Source organism: Methylomonas sp. MgM2 (assembly GCF_054172045.1).
Genome location: NZ_JBSYXO010000074.1, coordinates 1 through 5,696 on the forward strand (window position 1 = coordinate 1; position 5,696 = coordinate 5,696).

The 5,696-nt window shown below is 56.8% G+C and carries 6 protein-coding genes; all 6 read right to left on the minus strand.

Annotated elements, in window-relative coordinates:
- A partial coding sequence (locus tag ACW73I_RS22790) for a lyase family protein (RefSeq protein WP_458031804.1) occupies positions 1–721 on the minus strand: 721 nt, incomplete at its 3' end.
- A gap of 7 nt (positions 722–728) precedes the next feature.
- Positions 729–2,258: a 2-phosphosulfolactate phosphatase XcbC gene (gene xcbC, locus ACW73I_RS22795; RefSeq protein ID WP_458031805.1), complete on the minus strand. Its 1,530-nt coding sequence runs from the start codon at positions 2,256–2,258 to the stop codon at positions 729–731.
- The gene (comA, locus tag ACW73I_RS22800) at positions 2,245–3,102 is read right to left on the minus strand and encodes a phosphosulfolactate synthase (RefSeq protein ID WP_458031806.1); all 858 of its coding nucleotides are present in this window, start codon (positions 3,100–3,102) and stop codon (positions 2,245–2,247) included. The genes xcbC and comA overlap by 14 nt, the downstream gene beginning before the upstream one ends.
- Positions 3,095–4,009, minus strand: coding sequence for a DUF7714 family protein (locus tag ACW73I_RS22805; protein ID WP_458031807.1), 915 nt, complete (start codon positions 4,007–4,009; stop codon positions 3,095–3,097). The genes comA and ACW73I_RS22805 overlap by 8 nt, the downstream gene beginning before the upstream one ends.
- A 13-nt stretch (positions 4,010–4,022) precedes the next feature.
- Complete coding sequence (locus ACW73I_RS22810) at positions 4,023–4,868, minus strand: CoA-transferase subunit beta (protein ID WP_458031808.1); 846 nt, start codon at positions 4,866–4,868, stop codon at positions 4,023–4,025.
- Positions 4,861–5,696: CoA transferase subunit A (locus tag ACW73I_RS22815; RefSeq protein WP_458031809.1), on the minus strand; the 836-nt coding region annotated here is incomplete at its 5' end. The genes ACW73I_RS22810 and ACW73I_RS22815, both read right to left, overlap by 8 nt.

Here is a 5,696-nt window from a genome sequence, read left to right on the forward strand (position 1 = left end):
ATTCGGCCAAGCGGTCGCGCGACACGCTCCAGGCAATGGCCGGCGCTTGCAATCCCAGCTTTTCGAAAAACAGTTTTTGCACGGCCAATGCGTCCGGTCCCAAAGCCGACAAACTACCGACGCCTCCGCCCAATTGACCTACCGCCAAGCGCTGGCCGATTTCCACCAAGCGCTGGCGGTGACGTTGAACTTCGTCCAGCCAGACTGCGACTTTGAATCCAAAGGTAATCGGCAAGCCCGCCTGGCCGTGTGTCCGCCCGCACATCGGTGTGTTGCGGTGCCTAAGCGCCAGTTCGCACAGCGTTTCGACCAAACGGTTCAATTGCTCGGACAGTTTCTTGCGGGTCTGCGACAGCAGCCTTGCCGTATGCGTATCTGTGATGTCCTGTACCGCCGCGCCATAACACCACCATTCGCCGCTGGTTCCCGGACTGCGGCGCTGCAAGGCACGAATCAAGCCCAATAGAGAATGGTTGCTTTGTTCAAAGCCCTCCCGCACTTCATCCAGAAAAGCCTGATCCGGCTCCAGCTTACGGAAAACCTCAGCCATCTGTTTGGCGGCCTGTTTCGGAATCAAACCGAAATCGGCTTCGGATTCCGCCAACGCTACCATGACCTCGACCCAAGCTTTGATCATGGCCTTGTCGTCGAACAGCGCACGCGTTTCCGGCGTGGACCAGGAATTCTTGAAAATAGCCGAATCGATGATATGTACGGACATGGCTACCTCACGACTCAATTTCCGACGCCAGATAGGCTTGCACCGTATGCTCCAACCGCACTTGAGCGGCGTCCAGACGCTGCTGTCGGTCGTTGCGCCATTGTTCCTCCAGCCGCAAGGTTTGCCGGCATTCACTCAACATGTGCGACATGGCTTCAGGCGCCGCGCCGCCGATATCGCGGCGAGCCGCCAACGCGGCTTCCGGGTCCAAGGCTTGTTGTAGCGCGCAGTCCGATAGCGCGATCGTTTTGCCCAAGGCGTCCGCGCATTCGGCGATTTCAGCCGTGCTCAGATTGTTAAAGCCGCCTTCCTGCAAATGCCGACTGACCAGTTCGCCGACCAATTTGTGGGCCTCCCGGAAGGACAAGCCGGTTTCCAAGACTATGACTTCGGCCAAATCGGTGGCCGCGGCAAAGCTGTGCTCCAACCTTCTTCTTGCCTGCTCACGATCGAAATCCATCGTCGAAACGACTTCCGCCATCAGCTCGACGGCACCGCTGACCCGGTTGATCAATTCCGGCAGCGATCCATAAAGCGACAGCCTGTTGTCGACCTGCCCCGTCGCCGTTCGCCCCATGGCCGCTGTACCGGATAGCGTACCGATCAGGTTATTGGCAAGGCCGCGGATATGGGCTAATGCAAACGGGTTCTTCTTTTGCGGCATGATTTTACTGGCCCTGGCATGGCCGTCATCTAACGAGATCAATCCGAACTCCTCGGTGGCGAAGATCTGCAAGTCTTCGGCCAGCCTATCCAGGTTGATCAGAATGATCGTCAGCATAGCGACGGTTTCGATCGGCAAATCGGCCTGCCACATCGCATCGCGGGCATGACTGACGACTCCGTCAAAACCCAACAGTTCCGCCAAACGCGTTCTCGCTTGCGGCAAGCGCGAACCGTTGCTGCTGCCGCAACCGGCCGGACTTAGATTCAATCGCGCGAACAGCGCCTGCAGGCGCTGCATGTCCCGTAAAACCGGATACGCGAACCCCAGAAGATAGTGCCCAAAACTGGTCGGCTGCGCGGATAGCCAGTAAGTGTAATCCGGCATCGGGTCCTGCCGCGACTGCTCGGCGCGGTCCAGCAAGTTCCGAATCATAGCCGTCAATGCATCGTTTAACTGCAACAACAGCTCTCGTTGCTTAATGACAAAGGCCGTCGTAATGGCTTCGCGTCTAGCCCGGCCGGCACCTAACCACTTGGCCGATTCGGTCTGCCGCCTTAGCCAGGCTTCGCGGTTGGTATACAAATCACCGCAGACCGGGTCGGGTCGAAAATCATCCGGCCAGCTGCTGAGCCGAATCAGCCACTTCAATAATCCATACGAATCGGGTTTAGGGATGATGCCGTTTTCCATCATCACCAAGCTATGAGCCAGATCGACCCGGCTTAACGCGTCGAACAAAGGCAACTGCGCTTCCAGTTCTTGCCGAAAAGCCGTAGCGATCAAACGCTCGCTCGGTCCGTGTTGCAAACGGCCGCCGATCTCCAGCGCCAGTTCGCCAAAGCGATGGTCTAACGCATCATACTTGGCCATGGTTGGGCGGCTCGATTTGTTGCGGATCCCATTGGCCGCTGCGCATCAACTTATGGGCGACATGATGCAAGGTATCGAAACGTAAGCGGCACCGCAGGGCTTCCACGGCTAAAATCTGGTCGGCATGGATATTACCCAAACCGACATTGGTACCGAACTTGCCGATCAAATAGGCCTGCTGGTCTTTCAAAGGCGCTTCCCAAATGACGCGGCCGATCGAGTCGCTCATCAGTTCGGCGATGGTCGTTAACGATTCATCTATGACCTCGCCATGCTCCCCGAAAATTCCGACCGAGCGCCCGGACTCGCGCCCTTCCATGACTACCCAGGCGGCGCCATATGCCAGATCGCGCAGGGCTTGTTCGGCGGCCTGTTCCGCGGTCGGCTGCTGTCTGGGATCTTTTTTGCCGACTTCGGTGATCGGCACCAGGCCGGCATCCATCGCGCAATGAATGATATTCTTGCGCCGGAATTCCGGCATCGGAATAGTGCCGTCCGAAATTTCCACGGCGCCAAACCCCAAACGCTTGGCCAGCTTCATGTAATCCCGGCAATGATGTTCGATCAAAGCCACTTCCAGCAAGGTGCCGCCGGGCAAAGTCAGAATCTGATGTTCGGCGAGCAAGGCCAGCTTATTTTGTAAGGTTTGTTTGCTATGAAACACCGACGTGCCGAAAGCCAACTTCCACTGGTCGATACAATGTCCGGCTAATTCCAAAATATCCCGTAACTGATTCACGCCGATGCCGGTATCGATAACCATGGTCAAGCCGATGCCGCGCGGTTTTTGCGACCTGTCGTCGATGAGGTTGCCGATCAAGCTTTGCCATGCGGATTCACGCATATTCGACTCCGTTAGCGAGTAATTCCAGCGCTTTCTCAACCATCTTCAAGTCGGCCCCCCAAGGCACAACGGCCGTATTGCCGTCGAGTTCGATATCGAACTCCAATAAACAGCATTTCAACAGTGTCGGCATAGCCGAGGACGTAGCCAGTTGCCGCGGGCACATTTCCAGACGCGGCGGCTCATCCCCGTAATAATGCCGATGAAACTGCAGACTGCGTTCGCAACCGATTAAGGTCCAGTCCCGCCGTTCGGCCGGGCGTTCGTCCAAAAAAAAGACGGGGGCCCCGAATTCATGGAGCCCCCCGGAGCGGCATGGCACAAGAAAGGCGGACGCTTGAACCGTTTTAGCCAGCGATAACAAATCAATGCGTTCAAGTTGGAGGTAAACAGGCGGCAAATCGGCATAACCGAGCACATGCTGCGCCATCGCAAAAAGCTTGGGCGGCTCGGGCGGCGCGACTTCTACCACCCGCAATATTAACGGTGCCGGCTTGTGAATGATGTTGATATGGTCGAATGCGCCTTGCACGATCAAGGTTTTATCGGAACCTATGCCTCTATCCACCGCCAATTTAGCCAAAGCCGATCGATTGGCCGGATCGGTTTCCGGCGCCGCCATGAACACGCAGTCGGCAGGCAAAGCCAGAATTTCCAGCGCCTGCACCGGCACGAACAGGTCGTCGGACCGCAGTCTCTGCACCGCGACCACCGCGTATTGATTTTGTTCGTTATGTAAAATGATGATGTCGGTACGCCGGTAGACTTCGCGCGGCAACAAATACTCGGTGATCGCCTTTTCGGTCATATCTCCGGCATAAGGCTGGTAACTGACTCGCCGATAGGGTAAGGGCACGAAGTTCAGCCGATGCTTGAGCCCGCCTACTGTTAATCTTTCGCCGCTCATCGTGTGTGTCACCTCAGTTCAGCGGAAATTGCCGACGGGATTCTTGCGCTTTGAATTCGCGTTCGCGGATTTTTAGCGGATCGAACGCGCGCATGAATTCGACGATTTCCGGATTTGGCAAAGGTATAACCGCCAGTTCGTCGCTCACCGGAAATTCGAAACCGGTGTTTTCCCGCACCGTATCGAGATCCACATCGGGATAAAGCGCAGTCAAGCGCAGATGGCCCGTCGCATCGAAATCGAACACGCCCAGCTCGGTCAGCAAGCAATCCGGCCCGTGACCACGATAGCCCATTTCGGCCCGAGTTTTGCCTTCGGCCGTACGATGGCCGACGCTGCTGATAAAATCGCAACGCTCGACCAAGCGCAAGCGGCGCTGTCCTTCGGCATCGACGCCGGCTCGATGCGAGGCGGTCCATAAAGTCAAATGCCGTGCGTCGCAAGACAAATTACAAGCGCCACCGCCGCCGGGTAATTTCAGCTTCAAGCTCTGTTGACCAAGACGGGTGACATTCAAATTGCCGTAACAATCGATTTGCAGGCCGGACAGGAACATGCGCCCCACCCGTCCGCTGGCGGCCAGGTCGAACAGCTCTTCGATGTCCAGGTGACATTCGGCGTGTCGGTCCATGCTCCAGTCGTTGCTGGTCGGCGTCATGAACGGCGGCGCCGGATTCACGCCGTAAGTGGCTCCGGCCACCAACACCAAGTTCGGCGCGTGTGTGCGCTTGGCCAAATGCAATGCCGTTTGTACCAAGGGCGAACCGAAACCGTGAAATGCCACTATGCCGTCTTCTATGCTTAGCGCAATCTGATAAATCAACGCTTCGGCTATCGTGCAATGCCGGGGCTTATTCATATAGCGCCATCCACGCTTCCGCACTTTGCCGCCAAGTAGCAAGCCGCTGCAAGGCGGCTTCGCCGCCTATCGCCTCCAGATACTGACTATGAGAGCGGCAGCCATAGATGTAAGGCTGTAAATAAGCTTGCCGAAACTCGTCCGTACCTTCGCTGGCAACCCGATAATATTCGGCCGTGTGCTGCCTGTCGTAGGCGTAAAAAGGATAACAAGCCGTCGGGTGGGCACCGTAAGGTACTTCGGCGACCGCCGTTACGTAGAAAAAAGGGATGCTGATACCCATTTCGCTCAGTTGTTCGGTCTCGACCAGTTCCTCGAACGTCGCCAATACCGTCTTCGCGGCTTTGGCAAATAAGAGGTCTGCTACCGGCGGGCCGTCGATATGCAAATTGCCATGGCGGTCCGAATATTGCACATGCAAAAGTGCGACGTCGGGCTGCAATGCCGGCACTAGAACCAGCTCATCGCCCGTAAACGGACAGGTCATCGTCCGGTACTCGGGATGAAGCTGCATGAAGCTCGTGCCTTGAATCGACCGTATAGGCATGAAAGGCAGACCGGCAATGGCGGCTCGCAACTGCTGCACCAAAGTGTAACAACAGCTGTCTTGCACTTGCACGGAACCCGATTCGCAAGCGCGCCGATAGTTAGGCGCCATGCCGAAATCCTGTTCGAAGCCGACATAGGATTCGGCGCTACTGGCCACACAGCCGGCGCCGCATAACAAGTCGACGTCTATGCCGTGCGCGGAACCGATCAGACGCAACTTGCCTTTACCTTGGCGTATCAATTCTTGCAACGCGGCGATGGGCTCCCGCCAGGACAAAC